Annotated in this window: 17 protein-coding genes; 10 read left to right on the top strand and 7 right to left on the bottom strand. The window is 63.2% G+C overall.

What is annotated here, in order from left to right; all coding sequences use genetic code 11:
• Positions 1-115: 115 nt before the first annotated feature.
• The 6 genes from soxA to EUU22_RS02615 form a co-directional block, all read right to left on the bottom strand.
• Positions 116-979 carry a sulfur oxidation c-type cytochrome SoxA gene (gene soxA / locus EUU22_RS02640; RefSeq protein WP_129330550.1) on the bottom strand — a complete coding sequence of 288 codons (864 nt, stop codon included), beginning with the start codon at positions 977-979 and terminating at the stop codon, positions 116-118.
• A gap of 30 nt (positions 980-1,009) precedes the next feature.
• Positions 1,010-1,339 (bottom strand): thiosulfate oxidation carrier complex protein SoxZ, encoded by a 330-nt coding sequence (gene soxZ, locus EUU22_RS02635; protein ID WP_129330549.1) that lies wholly within the window; start codon positions 1,337-1,339, stop codon positions 1,010-1,012.
• Positions 1,340-1,361: 22 nt separating this feature from the next.
• Positions 1,362-1,781: a thiosulfate oxidation carrier protein SoxY gene (gene soxY / locus EUU22_RS02630; protein ID WP_129330548.1), complete on the bottom strand. Its 420-nt coding sequence runs from the start codon at positions 1,779-1,781 to the stop codon at positions 1,362-1,364.
• 29 nt (positions 1,782-1,810) lie between these two features.
• Positions 1,811-2,284 (bottom strand): sulfur oxidation c-type cytochrome SoxX, encoded by a 474-nt coding sequence (soxX, locus tag EUU22_RS02625; RefSeq protein WP_129330547.1) that lies wholly within the window; start codon positions 2,282-2,284, stop codon positions 1,811-1,813.
• Positions 2,285-2,404: 120 nt separating this feature from the next.
• On the bottom strand, positions 2,405-2,974 hold the full coding sequence (locus tag EUU22_RS02620; protein WP_129330546.1) for a SoxW family protein: 570 nt from the start codon (positions 2,972-2,974) through the stop codon (positions 2,405-2,407).
• An 18-nt stretch (positions 2,975-2,992) separates the two neighbouring features.
• Positions 2,993-3,730: a cytochrome c biogenesis CcdA family protein gene (locus EUU22_RS02615; RefSeq protein WP_129330545.1), complete on the bottom strand. Its 738-nt coding sequence runs from the start codon at positions 3,728-3,730 to the stop codon at positions 2,993-2,995.
• 110 nt (positions 3,731-3,840) lie between these two features.
• On the opposite strand from EUU22_RS02615, the gene EUU22_RS02610 reads away from it, so the two are divergent.
• From EUU22_RS02610 to EUU22_RS02600, 3 genes are all read left to right on the top strand, one after another.
• Positions 3,841-4,209: a thioredoxin domain-containing protein gene (locus EUU22_RS02610; protein ID WP_129330544.1), complete on the top strand. Its 369-nt coding sequence runs from the start codon at positions 3,841-3,843 to the stop codon at positions 4,207-4,209.
• A gap of 224 nt (positions 4,210-4,433) precedes the next feature.
• The gene (locus EUU22_RS02605) at positions 4,434-4,733 is read left to right on the top strand and encodes an ArsR/SmtB family transcription factor (protein ID WP_342635400.1); all 300 of its coding nucleotides are present in this window, start codon (positions 4,434-4,436) and stop codon (positions 4,731-4,733) included.
• 21 nt (positions 4,734-4,754) lie between these two features.
• On the top strand, positions 4,755-5,801 hold the full coding sequence (locus tag EUU22_RS02600) for a YeeE/YedE family protein (protein WP_129330543.1): 1,047 nt from the start codon (positions 4,755-4,757) through the stop codon (positions 5,799-5,801).
• Positions 5,802-5,836: 35 nt separating this feature from the next.
• On the opposite strand, the gene EUU22_RS02595 is transcribed toward EUU22_RS02600, so the two are convergent.
• Entirely contained in the window at positions 5,837-6,817 is a 981-nt protein-coding gene (locus tag EUU22_RS02595) for an ROK family protein (RefSeq protein WP_129330542.1), read from the bottom strand.
• 196 nt (positions 6,818-7,013) lie between these two features.
• Between EUU22_RS02595 and pglB the strand changes: the two genes are divergently transcribed.
• From pglB to EUU22_RS02560, 7 genes are all read left to right on the top strand, one after another.
• Positions 7,014-8,360: a polygalacturonase PglB gene (gene pglB / locus EUU22_RS02590; RefSeq protein ID WP_439329109.1), complete on the top strand. Its 1,347-nt coding sequence runs from the start codon at positions 7,014-7,016 to the stop codon at positions 8,358-8,360.
• Between the two features lie 39 nt (positions 8,361-8,399).
• Entirely contained in the window at positions 8,400-11,465 is a 3,066-nt protein-coding gene (locus EUU22_RS02585) for an alpha-mannosidase (protein ID WP_129330540.1), read from the top strand.
• Positions 11,466-11,468: 3 nt separating this feature from the next.
• Complete coding sequence (locus EUU22_RS02580) at positions 11,469-12,707, top strand: CehA/McbA family metallohydrolase (RefSeq protein ID WP_129330539.1); 1,239 nt, start codon at positions 11,469-11,471, stop codon at positions 12,705-12,707.
• A 3-nt stretch (positions 12,708-12,710) separates the two neighbouring features.
• Positions 12,711-13,769, top strand: coding sequence for a LacI family DNA-binding transcriptional regulator (locus EUU22_RS02575; RefSeq protein WP_129330538.1), 1,059 nt, complete (start codon positions 12,711-12,713; stop codon positions 13,767-13,769).
• Positions 13,770-13,977: 208 nt separating this feature from the next.
• Entirely contained in the window at positions 13,978-15,789 is a 1,812-nt protein-coding gene (locus EUU22_RS02570; protein WP_245484888.1) for an ABC transporter substrate-binding protein, read from the top strand.
• Positions 15,790-15,937: 148 nt separating this feature from the next.
• Positions 15,938-16,924: an ABC transporter permease gene (locus tag EUU22_RS02565; RefSeq protein ID WP_129330536.1), complete on the top strand. Its 987-nt coding sequence runs from the start codon at positions 15,938-15,940 to the stop codon at positions 16,922-16,924.
• A 7-nt stretch (positions 16,925-16,931) separates the two neighbouring features.
• Positions 16,932-18,092, top strand: coding sequence for an ABC transporter permease (locus tag EUU22_RS02560; RefSeq protein WP_129330535.1), 1,161 nt, complete (start codon positions 16,932-16,934; stop codon positions 18,090-18,092).
• Positions 18,093-18,103: the final 11 nt, after the last annotated feature.

Below are 18,103 nucleotides of genomic sequence, written 5' to 3'. Positions count from 1 at the left end.
TTCCTCGAAAAATGCGCAGCAAAACCCGTCCGGAAACCAACGCGCCGGAGCTTTGCCGTGTTGAATACGAATGTTTGTGCGGGACCGCCGCCGTCAGGCGCGGCGGTCCACGCCGTCAGGGTCTGACGCCGACGCCCTCGATGGAGAGCCCGTTGCCACGCGAGGCGACATAGAGTTCGAGCGCCTTGAACTCTTCGGAGCCCGCCTTGAAGGTTTCAGCTCGCGTATCCCTGACGCAACCGACAAAGCGCTGCTGCGAGGAAACGATATCCGCATCCTTCAGGCGATAGACGGGAAAGCCGGACGTCTGTCCCTGGCTCAGGTGGTCGGCCCGGATGAACTTCCCGTAGTTGTTCTCGTGACAGCTTGCGCAGGACATCTCGAGCTGACCGTAGCGAGTGTAGTAGATGTCCTTGCCCTTCTGCCAATAGGAGGCAGCCGGACCGTCGATCGCCACGTTCTGGATGATGCCACGGGACTGCAACGAGATGAGCGCCAGCATGTCCTTCATCTTGCCGGAGGTGACGCCCCATTTTTCGAGGCCCATGCGCTCGGTCACACACTGGTTGATGTAGTCTTCCATGATCATCAACTTGCCGGATTTCTCATCGACGCGCGGAAGAACGGCGCGCAGGCCCTTCATGCTTTCCGGGCCATTGTGGCAACTGGCGCAGGACTCGCCTTTCGTCCCCATCGACTGGTTCCACAAGTCCCGTCCGCGGTCGGCGAAGACCATGCCGGGATTGTCGAAATCGTCCTTCTCCATTGCCCGGGTATCGTCTTCGCGGAAGTGCCATCCTGACCAGATCGTATCGAAGGCGCCTTCGAGATGGGCGGGCGCCGGCGCGCTGGTCACCAGGGTGACCGGCCCGTCGTCCGTCTGAATCTCGAGCGTGTCTTCGACCGGGTCCGCACTGGCCGGGCCGGCAAGGCAAAGGCCGAGAACGGCGGCGAGTATCGCTTTGCTGAAACTTGGCATGTCTGTCTCCTCCCTAGATCAACATGCGGCTCAGGCAACCCCGATCGGCTTCTTGTCTTCGTAAACGGAACCGTCGTCGTCGTACCAGGTGAACTTGAATTCGCCTGCGGCATCGACCTTGGCGGCGAACTCGAAGTACGGATTGGTCGAAACGGCCGGATCGATGGCGACATCGATGACATTGTTGCCGTTGAAGTCACAGGTGAAGCGATTGATGATGGAGCGCGGAATGATCTTGCCGTCGGCGTCCTTGCGCTGCCCGGATTCCATCTTGTGGCTGATCAGCGCCTTGATGGTCACGATCTCGCCAGCCTTGGCCGACTTCGGCACTTTCACACGCGGTTTTGCATCCGATGCCATGTTGTCTCTCCTCCTAAATCGATCAGCCGCCGCAGCCGCCGATGGTGACCTTCACGGTCGATTGCGCCTTCTTGATCGAGCCGTCCGCCATTTTGGCGTAGGCAATGACGTTCTGCGTCTTGGCGAGGCGGATGCGGGTTGCGACCGACTGGTTGCCGGCCGCCGGGCCGAACTTGAACGTCGCGACAGCCGGTTCCGGATTGCCTTCGGCAAGCAGCAGGATCGCCACAGCGCCGGGTGCGTCGACCGATACGGGAACGGTATTGCCGTTCTCGGCGATTTCGGGAGCCGTCAGGGTGATCCCGTCGCTCCCGGCTTCAGCGCCACCGGTGAACTCGTTCGTCAGCGCCTCGATGGCAGCCGCCGCAACCGGCAGCGGCAGGGCCAGTACAGCGATCCCGCCGACGCCTGCCAAAAGAACGTTTCGTCTGGTAAAGTTCATGTCTCACTCCTCTTGAACGTATCTCTGCATCACTCTTTGAGGGTGAGCAGGTACGCCACCACGTCTTCGATCTGTTGTGCATTCAGGATTGGCGGCAGGGGGCCTTCGGGCGCCTTGCCGGTATAGCCGTTGCCGGGCCGGACGTAGCCGTCGGTCTTGTAGAACGCCGGCATGAAACTGCCCTGGAAGGTCATCTTCGCGTTGGCCACGATCCCTCGCAGCTGCGCCTCCGAGTAACGATCGGCGACGCCGTCGAGCGGTGGCGCGATGTTGCCCTGGAAAGACACTTCCGGAAGCTTGCTGATCTGGTGGCAGGCCACGCAATTGCCGAGGGCATTGGTGGTCATCACCTTCACGCCGGCGACCGGATCTCCCGGTTTTCCGGACAGCGACGTCTCGATGGCGCCTTCGTGAAACACGGTCGCGGATGGCGCGGTTTCACTAAAGGCCGGCGTGGCAGCGGATACCAGGACCGCTGATGCCAGACAGAACTGCCATTTCATCCTCTCCTCCCTCTTCTCTCCTCGCGCAGGTTAGCTCGACCGGCAATCCATAACAATAGCCCTATATATATATTTTTGAATAACCTTATATCGCTTTGATATTTATCAGGTTTTTTGACGTTACGGGTTCACTTGCCGGGCGAGAAATTTCTGAAAGTGCTCTCCGGAAGCGTAGCCATGATCCCGAACCCAGGTGAGCAGGGCGCTTGTGGTCCCTTTTCCGAAGGCGCCCGGCATCATGGCGACCGAGGCTTCCGCCGCGGTCTGATTCGGCTTCACGTCTTCAGGCAGGAAGATGAGCGTAGGGGTGAACATGACACCCCATCGCACCGCCATCTCCTTTTCCGTCAAGGCAGTTCCATCGAAGTCCGTGACCTCGACATCGCCGAAGAGGTTGAGCTGCACGACGAAGTAGCTGTCGCGGATGAGCTGATCGATCTTCGGGTCGGGGAACATCTCCTCATGCATTCGGGTGCAGTAGATGCATCCACGCTGTTCGACGATGACGAGGAGCCGCTTGCCTTCGCGGTTGGCCTCGGCGAGGTCCTCGCGCATGTCCTTGAACGTCTCACGCAGCCAGGTCGGCTTGTGCAGTCCGTCGTCCCCCAACTCCACGGCCGCGGCCGATGTGGAGAGCAGTCCGCCGATGGCCAGCAATGCGCAAGCCAGAAGCAGTCGTACCGGGTGCATGTGTCATTCTCCTCTCGATTACTTCAGCGTCGCCGACCAGTCGAAGTTCCGGATCAGGGCGTCGGCGATCAGGTTGACGGAATTGGTCGCGATCAGAATGCCGAAGATGATCAGCATCAGGCCCATGAGCTTCTCGACATGCCCCATGAGCGCGCGATGACGGCTCACGAATGCCAGAAAAGGTCGCGCGAACAGGGCAGCCACGACGAAGGGCAACGTCATCCCTATTCCGTAGGCGAGGAGCAGCAGGCCGCCGCGCCAGAGCTCCCCCATGCCGCTGGCGACCATCAGGATTGCCGCCAGTGCGGGCCCGACACAGGGTGTCCAGCCGAAGCCGAAGGCAAGTCCCATGAGATAGGCGCCGGCGAGCGTGGTCGGACTGGCCGTCGATTGCACCCGCGCTTCGCGGTAGAGAAAACCGATGCGGAAGACGCCGAGGAAGTGCAGCCCGAAAACGATCAATACCGCCGCTGCGACCCACGAAAGTGTCTCCTTCCATTGCAGGAAGAGATGTCCGAGGGCCGTGGCGCCCAGCCCGAGTAGGACGAAGATCGTGGTGACTCCGAGCGCGAATGCGATGGCCTGAACGAAGAGCCGACGCTGGGCGCCGGCTGCAATTCGCTCCCCCTCCCGCAGTTCCTGCATCGAGAGCCCCGCCATGTAGGACAGATAGAACGGCACCATCGGCAGGATACACGGCGACAGAAAGGACAGGAGGCCGGCCGCAACGGCTCCGCCGTAACTGATCTCCAGCATGGCTTCCTCCCAAGCTCCGCTCAGACCTATCGAGACTCCGCGATCGGTATGGTTGCTTTCGCGTGAGTTTGAAATTAGAATATCTCTATATTTATATGTGGTCTGTCAACATGTTCCAGCGACGCATCGCCTTCGTGACTGCTCTTTTCGTTCTGCCGGCTCTGCCGGCAGGCGCCGCCATGGAATTGTTAATGTTCGAGCAGCCCGGCTGCGTCTACTGCGCGCGCTGGAACGAAGAGGTGTCGCCGGAGTATCCCAAGACTCCCGAGGGTCGCCTTGCGCCGGTTCGCCGCCTCGATCTCCACGGCAAACTGCCGGCGGATCTGACGATCGCCAGGGCTCCAGCCTTTACACCGACCTTCGTTCTCGTCGTCGACGGCGTGGAGAAGGGACGAATCGAGGGCTATCCTGGTGAGGACTTCTTCTGGGTCTTGTTGGACGACCTGATCGGCAAGGCCGGTGGAACGGTGACAAAGTGAAAAATGCCCTGTCCGGATTTCCTGCGAGGCAGTATACGAGGCTGAGGCACAGTATCCACGTGCCGAAAGGCAGTCCGTCGCCGCAACCTGTTGCGTCTGTCCGGGCGTCGCGCGTGGGAACGGCGTTCGCGACCCTGAGAACCGCATCGGTTCCAAGCGCGTTCGCCCGAAGGGATGTGAAGGACGTGAGCAAGGTGGCCATGCCAGCGCCAGAGGAGGGCGCGTTGGAGACGCTGATCGATCGCGCCGAGAGGGTGTCGAAGTTCCTGAAGGCGTTGGGCCACGATGGTCGCCTCACCATCTTGTGTCACCTGGTCGACGGTCCGAAAAGCGTGACGGAACTCGAAAACCTGCTTTCCGCCCGTCAGGCGGTCGTCAGCCAGCAGCTTGCGCGCCTCAGGCTGGAAGGGCTCGTCGCGGCCCGCCGCGACGGCAATGCGATCTTCTATTCGATCCGCGATGCCAAGGTCCGTGAGGCCATCATCTTTCTGGCAGATCTTTTCAGGGAAGCGGCAGACATCTGATCTCTTCGGGGAGGAAGAGCAATGGAGACACTACCGGTCGGATTTCTGGCGGCACTCGTAGGCCTCGGTGGAGGTCTTGTCCTGGGGCTGGGCTGGCGCCTCGGAGGCCTGTGCACGCTCGCCGCGCTGGAAACTGCCGCTTATGGCGGCGACCAGAAGCGCCTGCGATTGTGGGGGATCGTCATCGGCGTCGCAATCCTCGGAACACAGTTCGGCGCATGGGCAGGCCTGATAAACCTCGAAGGAACGCTCTACCACGCCCTCGTGTGGAATCCTTTCGCCTCCATCATCGGGGGGCTGCTCTTCGGCTACGGCATGGCGCTTGCGGGCAATTGCGGTTTCGGCGCGCTGGCACGCTTCGGAGGGGGTGATGTGCGCTCCCTTGTCCTTGTCGTGGTGATGGGGATCGTCGGCTTCGTCGCCTTGTCTGGCCCGCTCGCGCCATTGCGGACGCTGCTGTTTCCGCAGCCGGAGGCCACGGGCGCGCAGGGCATCGTGCATGATCTGCAGGCATTTCTCGGAATACCGGCGGTGGTGACAATCGTGGCAGCTGCGCTGGCGTGTCTGGTCTGGGCGCTTTCCTACGATCGCCTCCGGAAGGACTGGCGCATGCTCGCCTGGGGCGTTGCGGCCGGGATCGCCGTAACCTGGTGCTTTGTGGGCACCTCCTATCTCGAAGACATCAGCCTCGGGGCGATTGCGCCGGAAGGGCCGTCCTTCACGGCGCCGATCGGCCGAACGCTGATCTATCTGATGACCTCCACCGCCGGCGGGATCACCTTCTCCGTCGGTTCCGTGGCCGGCGTCGTTCTCGGCGCATTCATCGGATCCAGTATCAAGGGCACCTTCGTCTGGGAAGCCTGCGAGGACCCGCGGGAATTGGGACGGCAGGTCGGGGGAGCCGCGCTCATGGGCGTCGGCGGCGTCGTTGCCATGGGGTGCTCGATCGGTCAGGGCGTCTCGGGCGTCGCAGCCCTCGCATGGTCCGGGCCTGTCACGCTGGCCTGCATCGTCCTCGGAGCCCTGTTCGGATTGCGCCAGTTGATCGGTGGATTCCAGAGGATTTGACGCCGGGGGAGGCGAGGTTTCGCGCTCTTTCGAGCTCAGGACGTAGCGGCCCTGGCGTGACGCAGAGCCAGCATGACGGCGCCGATCATCCCTGCGCGCGGCCCGAAGCGGCTGGGCTCGATGGGGCAGGGGAAGGGCAGAAGCGGCGTGAGATGCCGCTTCAGGCTCTCGAAGAACAGCGGATGACTGCCGATGCCGCCGCCGATCACGGCGACGGCCGGGTCGAGGAGGCTGAAGACTGACGCGACGCCGACCGAAGCATCACGTGCGATGGCTTCGATGGCGGCGATGGCTTCCTGCCCGCCCGACATCGCTTTCTCGAACAGTTCGGCGACGGTCGTCTCCCCGAGCTGGAAGCGCTTGCGGATGCCCGGTGTTCCCACCTCGTCCTCGAACAGCCCGTTCTCCGTCGATGGGGCGCGTGTATGCACATCCGGGCCGAAGGGCAGCAGGGCGATCTCGCCGGCGCGTCCGTGTTCGCCGCGAACGATTTCGCCGCCGATGACCAGCCCCATGCCGACGCCGGTTCCGAAGGAAACGAAGGCGAGCGATCCTTTTCCTTCGCCTGCACCCCGGCTCGCCTCGGCGAAGGCGGCGAGGTTGACGTCGTTGTCGACCGACACCGGCAAGCGAAGGCGGGCGGCGATCAACGCGGCCAGCGGCTGGTCTTCCGGAAGTGCCAGATTCGGAGAAAGCGAGGCGAGGCCGGTCGTCGGAGAAACGGCACTGGGCACGCCGACCTGGACGTGGGTGATGCGGTCGAGCGGAATGCCGCCCTCTGCGGCGAGGCGATGAACGATGTCGGCCAGTTGCGGCAGCACCGGTGCTCCCGGGCCGTGACGGGTCGGCTCGTTGATCGTGGCGAGTATCGTTCCCTGATGATCGGCGATGCCGGCGAGGATTTTTGTCCCGCCGAGGTCAATGCCGACGACGTGGCCCGGACGTCCGTCGCCTGCCGACGATCCTCCGTCGACCTCCCCGTCCTTCTGTCCGGCGACCCTCTGTTCTCCCGTCATGCTCGGCACCTCAAGCCGTCGATCTGCAAACCATTCCTCCATCGCAGGCGGATAAAAATATTTCAACAATAATTTGGCGATTGCGCTGCTACGGAAGTGGCGTTTTATTTCCATCCTCTCTTGATGAACAACCGACAAGCGCTATAAGTTCAGAGCAACCGGCAGCGGGGTGCGAGACGGCGAGGAGGCCTTGGCCGTGACATGTAATAAAAAAATATTCATGGCGGTGGCGGGCGATCGCACGGTTGCCCTGCAGCAGGCGATCGATGTTGCGGCGGTCACGGGCGTGCCGCTGGAACTCGGGCCCGGCGAACATCTCTCCGGTGCCTTGCGTCTGCCCTCGGGACTTGACCTGCGCCTCGGCGAGGGCGCGGTCTTGCGCTTCGTTTCGGGCTACGAATCCTATCTTGCCAATCATGTCGAGGTGACGGCGGAGGACTCGAACGCCGCCATGATCCTCGCGACAGGCGCGAGCGGTATCCGCATCGGCGGTCCGGGGCGCATCGAGGCGCCTGGCCCGGACTTCATCACCGGCCGTCTCGACGACATGGGGACGCATGTGCCGGCGAAGCTGAGGCCGCGCGTCCTGGTGATGCAGGCCTGCACGGATGTCGTTCTGGAAGGTTTTTCCATTCATACCTCGCCGATGTGGACCATCCATCTCGTTGACTGCCGGCGAGTGCGTGTCGAGGGCGTGTCGGTCGACAATGATCGCGAGATGCCGAACACCGACGGTATCGTCATCGATTCCTGCGAGGACGTGCTGGTGCGCGGCTGCACGATCGCCACCGCCGACGATGGAGTCGTGCTCAAGACCAGCCAGCGGCCAGACGGCGGTGCGCTCGGGCGCTGCCGCAACATCGCCGTGGAGAACTCCAGCATCGAAAGCCGCAGTTGCGCCCTGAAGATCGGAACGGAAACCCATGGTGATATCGAAAATGTCCGCTTCGTCGATTGCGAGGTGAAGCGATCCAACCGCGCGATCGGCATCTTCTCGCGCGACGGCGGGCACGTCCGCAACGTGGTTTTCAGGCGAATGCGCGTGGAGGCTCGCGAAACCCCTGACGGCTTTTGGGGTTCGGGTGAGGCAATCACGGTCAACATCGTCGACCGCCGGCGCGCCAGCCGACCGGCCGGGCGCGTCGAGGCGATCGTGTTCGAGGATATAGAAGGCTCCATGGAAGGTGCCGTCAATCTGGTCGCGGACGGGAGGGCCGGCATCGGAAACGTGCGCCTGACACGTGTCTCGATCCATCAGGTCGACGGACCGTTGCGCGGCCACCGCTACGACATGCGCCCGACCCATTTCGATCTCGCCCCTTCTCCGGATGCGGCCGGGCGCGCAAATGCCTGGGTGAAGGACGCGGACGGGAAGGTGATCGGCCTGGTGCCTTACCCGGGCGGAATGCCGGCACTCTTTTCCTCCAACGTCGAAGGCATCGTGTTGGAAGAGGTGTCTTTCGACCGGCCCTCGCCGCTTCCCGCCGGATGGAATGCTGACGCCATCATCATTCGCAAGAACGAGCCGAGTGTCTGGTCATGATCCGATGCTCGTGATGGTCCGGGAGGAGGGACCGCGTTCATGAAGGCAATCCGAAAGCTCGACAACCTGCTCGCCCGGCTCGCGGAGCATATCTTCCTGCCGCTCGGCGTCGAAGTGCCGCTCGCCTTTGCCCCTGCGAGTGCGGCGGACCGCGCGGCGATGATTGCCTCCGATAGAAAGGGCTGGGTGGCGGTCGACCGCAATCTCGTCTGGGGCGAGCCGGACGGCTACTACTGGTTCGGAGGAACGGCCGTGCTGCCGGCCGCTGCCGAGGGCAGGCGCGTGGTTTGCCGGGTGGAGGCAGCGTTCGGCAATGTCATGGGGCGCAGCGACCCGCAATGCCTGGTGCGCGTCGACGGCCGTATCCGGCAGGGCGTCGACGGTAACCACCGCGAGTTCCTTCTGACGGAGAACGGCCATGCCGGAGAACAGTTCGAAATTCTGATCGAAGCGGGCACGATCGAGGACCGTCGCCAGCTCGGCTTCGCCTGTGTCTTGTTCGCGCACGACCTCGTCGTTGAGGATCTCTATTACGACCTCAGGGTGCCTCTCGACGTGGCACGCCTGCTCGCCGAGGACGACCCGCGGCGGCATTTCATCCTCAACGCCATCGATGCGGCCATCGACATGGTCGACCTCAGGCCGGGGAGCCCCGGTCGCTTCGCCGCCTCGCTCGCTGCTGCCAAGGCGGCTGCGGCGCAGATCTACGCGGCCGGCGACTTCGAAGTGAAACCGACGGTCGTCGCGACCGGGCACACCCATATCGACGTCGCCTGGCTCTGGCGCGTGCGCGAGACGCGCCAGAAGATGGCCCGGTCCATGGCCACGGCGCTGGCGCTCATGGAAGAGTTTGACGACTACCGCTTCATGTACAACCAGTGCGTCCTGCTCGACTATCTCCATCAGGACTATCCGGAACTCTTCGATCGCATCGACGGCGAGGTCCGCTCCGGCCGCTTCGAAATCGAGGGGGCGCTGTGGCTCGAACCCGACGTCAACATCGCCGGAGGAGAGGCGCTGGTCCGGCAGATCCTTCACGGCATCCGCTATCATGAGCAGACGTTCGGCGTGCGTCCGCGCATAATCTGGCTGCCGGACACGTTCGGCTACTCCGCGTCGTTACCGCAACTCATGGCGAAGTCGGGTCTCGACACCTTCGTCACCCACAAGCTCTCCTGGAACGACACCAACCGCATGCCGGATGAAACGCTGTTCTGGCAGGGCATCGATGGCTCAACGGTCACGGCCTACTTTCTGACGACACAGCCGTACGATTCGAAGAGTATCGGCACGACCTACTGCCCGAATCTGAAGCCGACGCACGTGATGGGCACATGGCGCCGGCACGGGCAACAGGACCTCAGCAAGGAACTCTTCCTGGTCTACGGCCATGGGGACGGCGGCGGCGGTCCGACCCGCGAGATGTTGCACAACATCCGCCGCATGGAGCGCGGCATTCCCGGCTGCCCGAAGGTCGTCCACGCGCCGATGCGGCCTTTCTTCGAACGTCTGCTCGCGCGGATGAAGGCCGAGCCGGAGCGATACCCGATTTGGGTGGGCGAACTCTATGCCGAGTTCCACCGCGGCACGTTGACCTCCGTCGCAAAGAACAAGCGCAACAACCGGCTCGCTGAAACGGCGCTCCGTGAGATCGAGACCCTTGCCGTAATTGCCGCGCATAACCGCGGAGAAGCCTATCCTGCCGAGGAACTTCGGGCGCTCTGGGATATCGTGCTGCTCAACCAGTTCCACGACATCCTGCCGGGGTCCTCGATCGGCGCCGTCTATGACGACAGCGACGCCGGTTACGCCGAGTTTTTCGCCCGTGCGAATGCGCTGTCGGCGCGGATTGCGGCGAGGCTCGCACCCGCGGGCAGCAAGGCACTTTTCAACGTGGCGGGACGTCCCCGCGGCGGTCTGGTCGTCTCTCGGGAGCCATTTGGTCGTCCGCAAGAGCAGAAGCTTGTTCTCGCCGATGGTGGAGAGGTCTACGGCCTGTTGGTGCCGGCCGTTCCGGCACTTGCCGTGGTCGATCTGGCCGGACACGGCGTGCATGTGCCGGCCGGCGTGCTCTCTGTCTCGAAGCAGCATATCGAGAACGATTTGCTCTCGATACGCTTCGACGAGGCAGGGCGGATTGCATCGATCCGCGACCGGAAGACCGGACGTGAGGTGCTGAAGCCCGGTCGCGTCGGCAACCGGCTGCAGGCTTTCCGCGACATGCCCGCCCAGTTCGACGCCTGGGACATAGATTCCGACTTCGAGGACCAGGTCTTCGAGATCGATGGGCTCGTCGGTGCCGAGGTGGTGGAGCACGGGCCGTTGCGGGCGGCCGTCCGCTTCGAATGGCGCTACGAATCCTCGCGGATCGTGCAGGTCGTCTCGCTTCCGGCCGGAGCGCGGCAGGTGGAGATTGATTGCTTCATCGACTGGCACGAGCACAACACGCTGGTGAAGGCCGCCTTCCCGCTCGATCTCAACACGGCCGCGGTGGATGCGGAAATCCAGTTCGGCCATGTCCGCCGCGCGAGCCACCGGAATACCTCCTGGGATCGCGCGCGGTTCGAATGCTCGATGCAGCGCTGGATCGATATCGGCGAACCGGACTTCGGCGTCGCTTTGCTCAACGACTGCAAATACGGCTACGACGCCAAGGGCACCGACATTCGCCTGACGCTGTTGCGCTCGCCGACCTATCCCTGGCCCGAGGCGGACCAGGGCGAACACCGGTTCCGTTACGCCGTCATGGTCCATGATGGTGACAAGCTGGCGGTGCACGAGGCGGCGGAAGACTTCAATCTGCCGCTGCGCCTGGTCGAAGGGGGAGAGGGCGGCGAGCCGCCGCCGCCGCTTCTCTCGGTCGAGACGCCCGGCATCGTGGTCGAGGCCGTGAAGCAGGCAGAGGAGGGCGGCGCCGTCATTGTTCGTCTGTGGGAGGTGACAGGTGCGCGCCGTACCGCGCGGATCGCGGTCGATGCTGCAATCAGGGCTGCGGAACTGGTCGACCTTCTCGAACAGAACGGACGTCCTCTCCCTCTCGAAGGCGGTGCGCTGACGCTTGCCTTCGCCCCCTTTGAAATCGTCACACTGATCTTGAGAGGCTGATCGATGTCCGCACAGAACCGAGTGATAACCGCGACCATCGACCACTTCCCGGATGGTGAGAAATCCTTCGTCGAAATTCCGTTCGAGGTCGGGCCGGACATCGAACGGATCGAGGTGAGCTACCACTTCCCCTTCGGCGGCGGTGGCAGTGTCATCGACCTCGGTGTTGCCCGCAACGGCCTCATGCGCGGCTGGACGGGCTCCGAACGCGGTCACGTCACGCTGGAGGAGGACCGGGCGACGCCGGGATACGAGCCGGGCCCGCTCGTCGGTGCGTGGCACGTCGTGCTCGGCATCGTGAAGATCGGGCCGAACTGCAAGGTCGACGTCGAAATCCGCCTGATCGGTCGGCGGCAGCGCTGGCTCGCCGGCGAGTTGCACAGCCATTCGGAGCATTCCGACGGCGGCGTCACCGTGCTCGACGCAATCCACCGGGCGCGCACTTCGGCCCTCGATTTCCTGGCGATCACCGACCACAACACCGTCACGCAGAACGATGTCCAGCCGGACGATCCCGGCATTCTCGTCATCCCGGCGATGGAACTCACCTCCTACTGGGGCCACACGAACTTTCTCGGCCTGCCGCGTCCGGTCGCGGACTGGCGCTGCCGTTCGCCCCGTGACGTCGCCGAGAAGATGGCCGAGGCGCGCGCCAACGGCGCGACCGTCGTCATCAACCACCCCTTCCAGAATTCGGCCGGCGGTCGGTGGCAATCCGGCTTCGACGTCGACTTCGACGCGCTCGAGATCTGGAACGGCAACTGGTCGGCGATGAACGAGCAGGGCCTTGCCTTCTGGCAGGAGCTGCTGAGCTCCGGCCGGCGCGTTCCGGCAACCGGCGGCAGCGATTTCCACCTGAAGAACCGGAGGCGGCACGGGCGACCGGCCAACAGGCTCTGCGTGGAGGGATCGTCCGTCGCGGATATCCTTGCCGCGGTGCGGGCGGGTCGAAACGTGGTCGCCTTTGCCCCCGACGAGGCCATGGCGAAACCTTCCACGGGCGAAATGCCGGACTTCGGTTCGCAGGTTTCCGCCGGGCGGGAGATTTCCGTGACCTTCACCGGCCTTTCCGACGGCGACGAAATCCGCCGTGTCACCGAGACCGGCGTGGTGGAGGTCTTGCCGGCCGGCACCGCTGCGACGGTCTGCCTCGACCAGCGGTTTTCCGGGCGCTTCGTGCGCTACGAGGTCTGGCATGGTAAGGAACCGAGACTCTTCACCAATCCCTTCTATGGAGAATGACGCTTGCCCCTCGAAAGACGACCGGACCGCAAGATCGGTATCAAGGATGTGTCGCGGGAAGCCGGCGTCGCACTCAGCACGGTCTCCCATGTCCTGAACGGCACGGCGCCGATTTCGCAGGAGGTGCGCGTACGTGTCCTGGAGGCTGCGCGCAAGCTCGGCTACCTCGCAAAGCGCCAGCGCAAGGGTGCCATCGCCTCGCTCAGCACCCTCTATCTCGCGGTGCCGCCCGGTAATCTGCCGCACAACGACATCAATCTCGTGTCATGGACGCTGCTGACCGCGCTTTCACGGGAATGCGAGCGGCGAGGTATCCGTATCGTCGCGCATAGCGGTGCGCCACAGCTCAACGCCACCGAGATCCTTGCGGGCGCGCGCGCCGCGGAAGCGGAAGCGATCGCCGTCGTCTTCGACGACAATCCGAAACTTCTGAAAGGTCTTGCCGGCAGCGACATTGCCGTTGTCCTGCTGAACGGTGAGGACCCGACGATGAGCATCGACACGGTCGCTCCGGCCAATCGCTATGGCGCCCGGCTCGCGACGGAATGGCTGCTTGCAAACGGTCATCGGCGGATACTGCACCTCACCTGGCGCGGCCGCAGCACGATCATGCGCCGCCTCGACGGCTTTCACGACGCCTATTTGCAGCGGGACTTGTCGACCGATCTCGGGGAGGTGCTCTGCGCCAAAGGCTACGAGCCGGAGCATGCCCGAGAGGCTTTGCGAGCCTTTGTGGCCGAGCGGGGTGGCCTCGACGGCTTTACCGCCGTCTTCTGCGCCGCCGACAATCTTGCGATCGGGGCGCTCACTGAGCTTCAGGCGCTCGGCTTCCGCATTCCGGCCGATATCGCCGTCGTCGGTTTCGACGGCGTCGCTCCCGGTGACCTCACACAGCCGTCGCTGACGACGGTCAGGGTGCCACTCGACGCCTTGGCGGCGGCGACGATCCAGGCGCTGGAGCAAAGGCTGTCGGGCGCCGGCCGCGATCAGCCGGCAGCGAGGATCGAGCTCGGATGTCGTCTGATCGAGCGTGAGAGCGGTGGCTCTTCCATCGTCGGATAGTGAAAAAATTTTTTCACCTTGATTTTTCCTCATTCATGACGGATCGTCGTCCTCACGGCGATATCGCGAGAAAACATGGGGATCGCGGATCCGTTTGCTGAACTGGGAGGTTGGCATGTTTTTTAATGCAAATATTTTCGCATCTTCTCTTGCTGTACTGATGGCGACGTGCCTCGCGGGATCGGCTCTGGCGTTTCAGGAGTCGCCGATGCTGACCGAGCAGGTAAAGGCCGGCAAGCTGCCCCCGGTCGAGCAACGTCTTCCGGAGAAGCCGACCGTTCTGAAAGCTGCAGAGGTCGGCAAATATGGCGGCAACTGGCAGCGCGCCTACAAGGGCCCGGGCGATCGCTGGGGGCCGACGAAGTTGATGGAGGAGCGCGTCGTCAAGTGGTCGCAGAAGCCGGGCGGGCCGCTTGGGCTGGTGCCGGGCTACATCTCGTCCTATTCGGTCAGCGAGGATTCCCGCGAATTCACCTTCACGCTGCTGAAGGGTCTCAAGTGGTCCGACGGTGAGCCCGTCACAACCGAGGACGTCCGCTTCTGGTATGACGACGTCTTCATGAACAAGGACCTTCTGGCTTCGATCGACCAGACCCTGGCGCCGGGCGGAAAGCCGATGAAACTGGAAGTCGTCGACGAGCAGACCTTCAAGGTGAAGTTCGACGAACCATATGTCTATTTCCTCGAGATCCTGGCGAAGGACTCCACGGGCGACCCGAGCCTCGATCGTCCGAGCTTCCTCTTCCCCAAGCACTACCTCAAGCAGTTCAACAACAAGTATGCCTCTGAGGATGAGCTGAAGGCCGCTGCCGCGAAGTTCGGCGTCGAGAAGTGGACCGATCTCTGGGGTTCGAAGGGGGCCGCGACCGCCTGGTGGCAGAACCCGGACCTGCCGGTGATCACGGCGTGGAAGATCGAAAAGCCGGCCCCGGGCGACGTCGTCACGATGGTGCGCAATCCCTACTATTACGCCGTCGACCAGGCCGGCAACCAGCTGCCTTACATCGACCGCATCTCGCACAAGCTGTTCAGCGATCAGGAGGCATTCAACCTGATGATCGTCCAGGGGCAGATCGACATGCAGATGCGCTATGTCGAGCCGCAGGACTTCACCTTCTACAAGGAGAACGAGGAGAAGGGCGGCTACAAGGTCCATCGTTGGACGCAGGCGCAGACCTGGTCACTCGTGCCGAACCTCAATGTCAAGGACGAGGTGTTGCGCGGCCTCTTCGAAACCTCCGATTTCCGCGAGGCGCTCAGCGTCGCGATCGACCGCGAGACGGTGAACGAGCTGATCTTCTCGGGCCTCGCCGAAGCGCGCCAGGCCTCCCCCGTGTCCGGGTCGCCGAACTTCGATCCAGATCTGGAAAAGCACTGGGCCGAGTACGATCCCGACAAGGCGAACGCACTTCTGGACGGCATCGGTCTCGACAAGCGTGACGGTGAGGGTTTCCGCCTGCGTCCCGACGGCAAGCGCCTGTCAATCGTGGTGGAGATGGAGCATTCGAACGGCCCGAAGACTATGGAAATCGTCGCCGCCAACTACAAGGACATCGGCGTCGAGCTGCTGCCGCGGATCATCGACCGCACCCAGTGGGACGCCAACCGCGACAACAATGAATTCCAGATGCAGTGGTATCCGTTCGACCGCCTGTCGGTCGTTGCGGCCGACCCGCGCATCATGATGGGCAACGATTCCTACGCCCATCAGTATTATATCTGGTACACGACGAAAGGGGCCGATGGCATCGAGCCGCCGGCCGATCATCCGATCCGCACGCTCTTTGCCGACTGGGACAAGGCCGCCAAGGCCGCCGACCGCAAGGAGGCGGATGCGGCCCTCAACGACCTGATCAAGACCTTCGTCACGCAGGGCTGGGTCATCGGCGTCGTGGGAGAGCTGCCGGCCATTTCGGTGGTGAAGAACAACTTCATGAACTTCCCCGACGACCTGATCGAGGACGACATCACGCGCGGCATCGGTCTCGGCGCCACGCAGCAGATGTGGATGGCGCAGTAGCCGGCAGGATCGCGGGAGATCACGGCGGACCGCCGGCACGGAGCCGCCGGCGGTCCCCGTCTCGGACCCGCTTGTGGAGGATCCCGGTTCCTGCTCGGCAATGGGTGCCGGCAACCGGGGCGACGTATAGGGAACAGGAGGTGGCGTCGTGCTGAAGTATGTTGTCACGCGCTCCATGTGGGCCATTCCCACATTGATCTTCGTCTCGTTCATCTCGTTCGTCATCATCCAGTTGCCGCCGGGCGACTTTGTGACCGCCTATGCGGCCCAGCTTCGAAACAGCGGCGACTTCATCAGCGAGACGGAGGAAGCGATGATGCGGGCCCGCTACGGGCTCAACGATCCCCTTCTGGTGCAATACTGGCGATGGATTTCCAACATCGTTCTCCATGGCGACTTCGGGCGGTCGCTCGAATGGAACGCTGCCGTCGGCGATCTCATCTGGGAACGTCTCGGCCTCACGCTGCTCATCTCGACGCTCAGCATGGTGTTTACGTGGCTGATCGCCATTCCTGTCGGTGTCTATTCGGCAACGCGGCAATACTCGGTGTTCGATTACGTGTTCACCGTCTTCGGTTTCCTCGGCAAGGGTGTGCCCGACTTCCTGCTGGCTCTCGTTCTGATGTGGATGACGTATATGTGGCTGCACCTCGACGTCGGCGGGCTCGTATCCCCGCAGTTCGAGGGGCAACCGTGGGACCTTGCGAAGGTCGTCAATATGCTCTCGCACATCTGGATCCCGCTGCTGGTGCTGGCAACCGGCGGGGCGGCGGGGCTGATCCGCGTCATGCGGGCGAACATGCTGGACGAACTGCGCAAGCCCTATGTGGAAACTGCTTATGCGCAGGGTTTCGGCGAACGCACCGTCGTATGGCGCTACCCGGTTCGCATCGCCCTCAATCCGTTCATCTCCACCGTCGGTTGGGCACTGCCGGCCCTCTTTTCCGGCGACGTGATCACGGCCGTGGTGCTCAACCTGCCGACGACCGGTCCGCTTCTCCTGCAGGCGCTCAAGATGCAGGACATGTATCTCGCCGGCAGCTTCATCCTGATCCTGAGCGTCTTCACCGTCATCGGCACCCTGCTCTCCGACATTCTTCTTGCGCTGTCCGACCCGCGCATCCGGTTCTCATGAGGCGCATATGACCGATACCGGCACCTTTCCCGCGACCGACGCAATCCTCGAGGCTCCGCCGCTCGTAAAGGACGAGCTGAAGGCTGACGCCAGCTACACCGCCAAGCCCTGGACGCTCGTCTGGTGGCGTTTCCGCCAGCACCGGCTGGCGGTGGCTTCGCTCGTTTTCATGGTCTGTGTCGGCTTCCTGGCGCTCTTTGCGGATTTCATGTCGCCGTACACGCCGAACACGATCAACCGCATCAATACCTTCACTCCGCCGAGCGTGGTTCGCGTCCTGCACGAGGGGCAGTTGCAGCGCCCCTTCGTCTATGCGGTGAAGCGCTCCCGTGACCCGGAGACGGCCCGGGTGATCTACGCGGAGGATCGAAGCAAGGTGCTGCCGATCCGCTTCTTCGTCGAAGGGGAGACCTACAGGTTTCTCGGTCTCGTCGAAACGAAGCTGCATTTTTTCGGGATCGACGACCGCCGCCAGAAGATCAACCTCATGGGAACGGATTCCCTCGGGCGCGATCTCTTCAGCCGCCTCCTCTATGGCGCGCGCGTGACGCTCTCCGCCGGTCTGATCGGGGTTGCCTTCTCCTTTGTCCTCGGCCTCGCACTCGGGGCCGTCTCCGGCTACTACGGCGGCTGGATCGATGCAGCGATCCAGCGGCTCATGGAATTCATCCGGTCGATCCCGACCATTCCGCTGTGGATGGGGCTCGCCGCAGCGCTGCCGATCAACTGGGATCCGCTGTTCGTCTACGTGCTGATCACCATCATCCTGTCGCTGATCGGCTGGACCCATCTCGCGCGGGTCGTCCGCGGCCGTTTTCTGTCGCTGAAATCGGAAGACTACGTCATGGCGGCCCGGCTCGTGGGCGCCTCGGAGTATCGCATCGTCACACGGCACATGCTCCCGGCCATGACCAGCTACATCATCGCGGCCGTCACGCTCGCGATCCCGGAAATGATCCTCGGCGAGACGGCGCTCAGCTTTCTCGGCCTCGGACTTCGCCCGCCGGTCGTGAGCTGGGGTGTGCTGCTGCAGGACGCCCAGAACTTGCGCACCATTTCGCTCGCGCCGTGGCTTCTCGCGCCGGGTGCGGCCGTCGTTCTCGTGGTGCTCGCCTTCAACTTCATCGGTGATGGCCTTCGCGACGCGGCCGACCCCTACGGCCATTGACGGAACAGCAC

Origin of the sequence: Ciceribacter ferrooxidans (assembly GCF_004137355.1) — a bacterium.
GTDB classification, from domain to species: Bacteria; Pseudomonadota; Alphaproteobacteria; order Rhizobiales; family Rhizobiaceae; genus Allorhizobium; species Allorhizobium ferrooxidans.
Note: the sequence above shows the minus strand (reverse complement) of the source record. Positions and strands in the feature narration are given on the sequence as shown.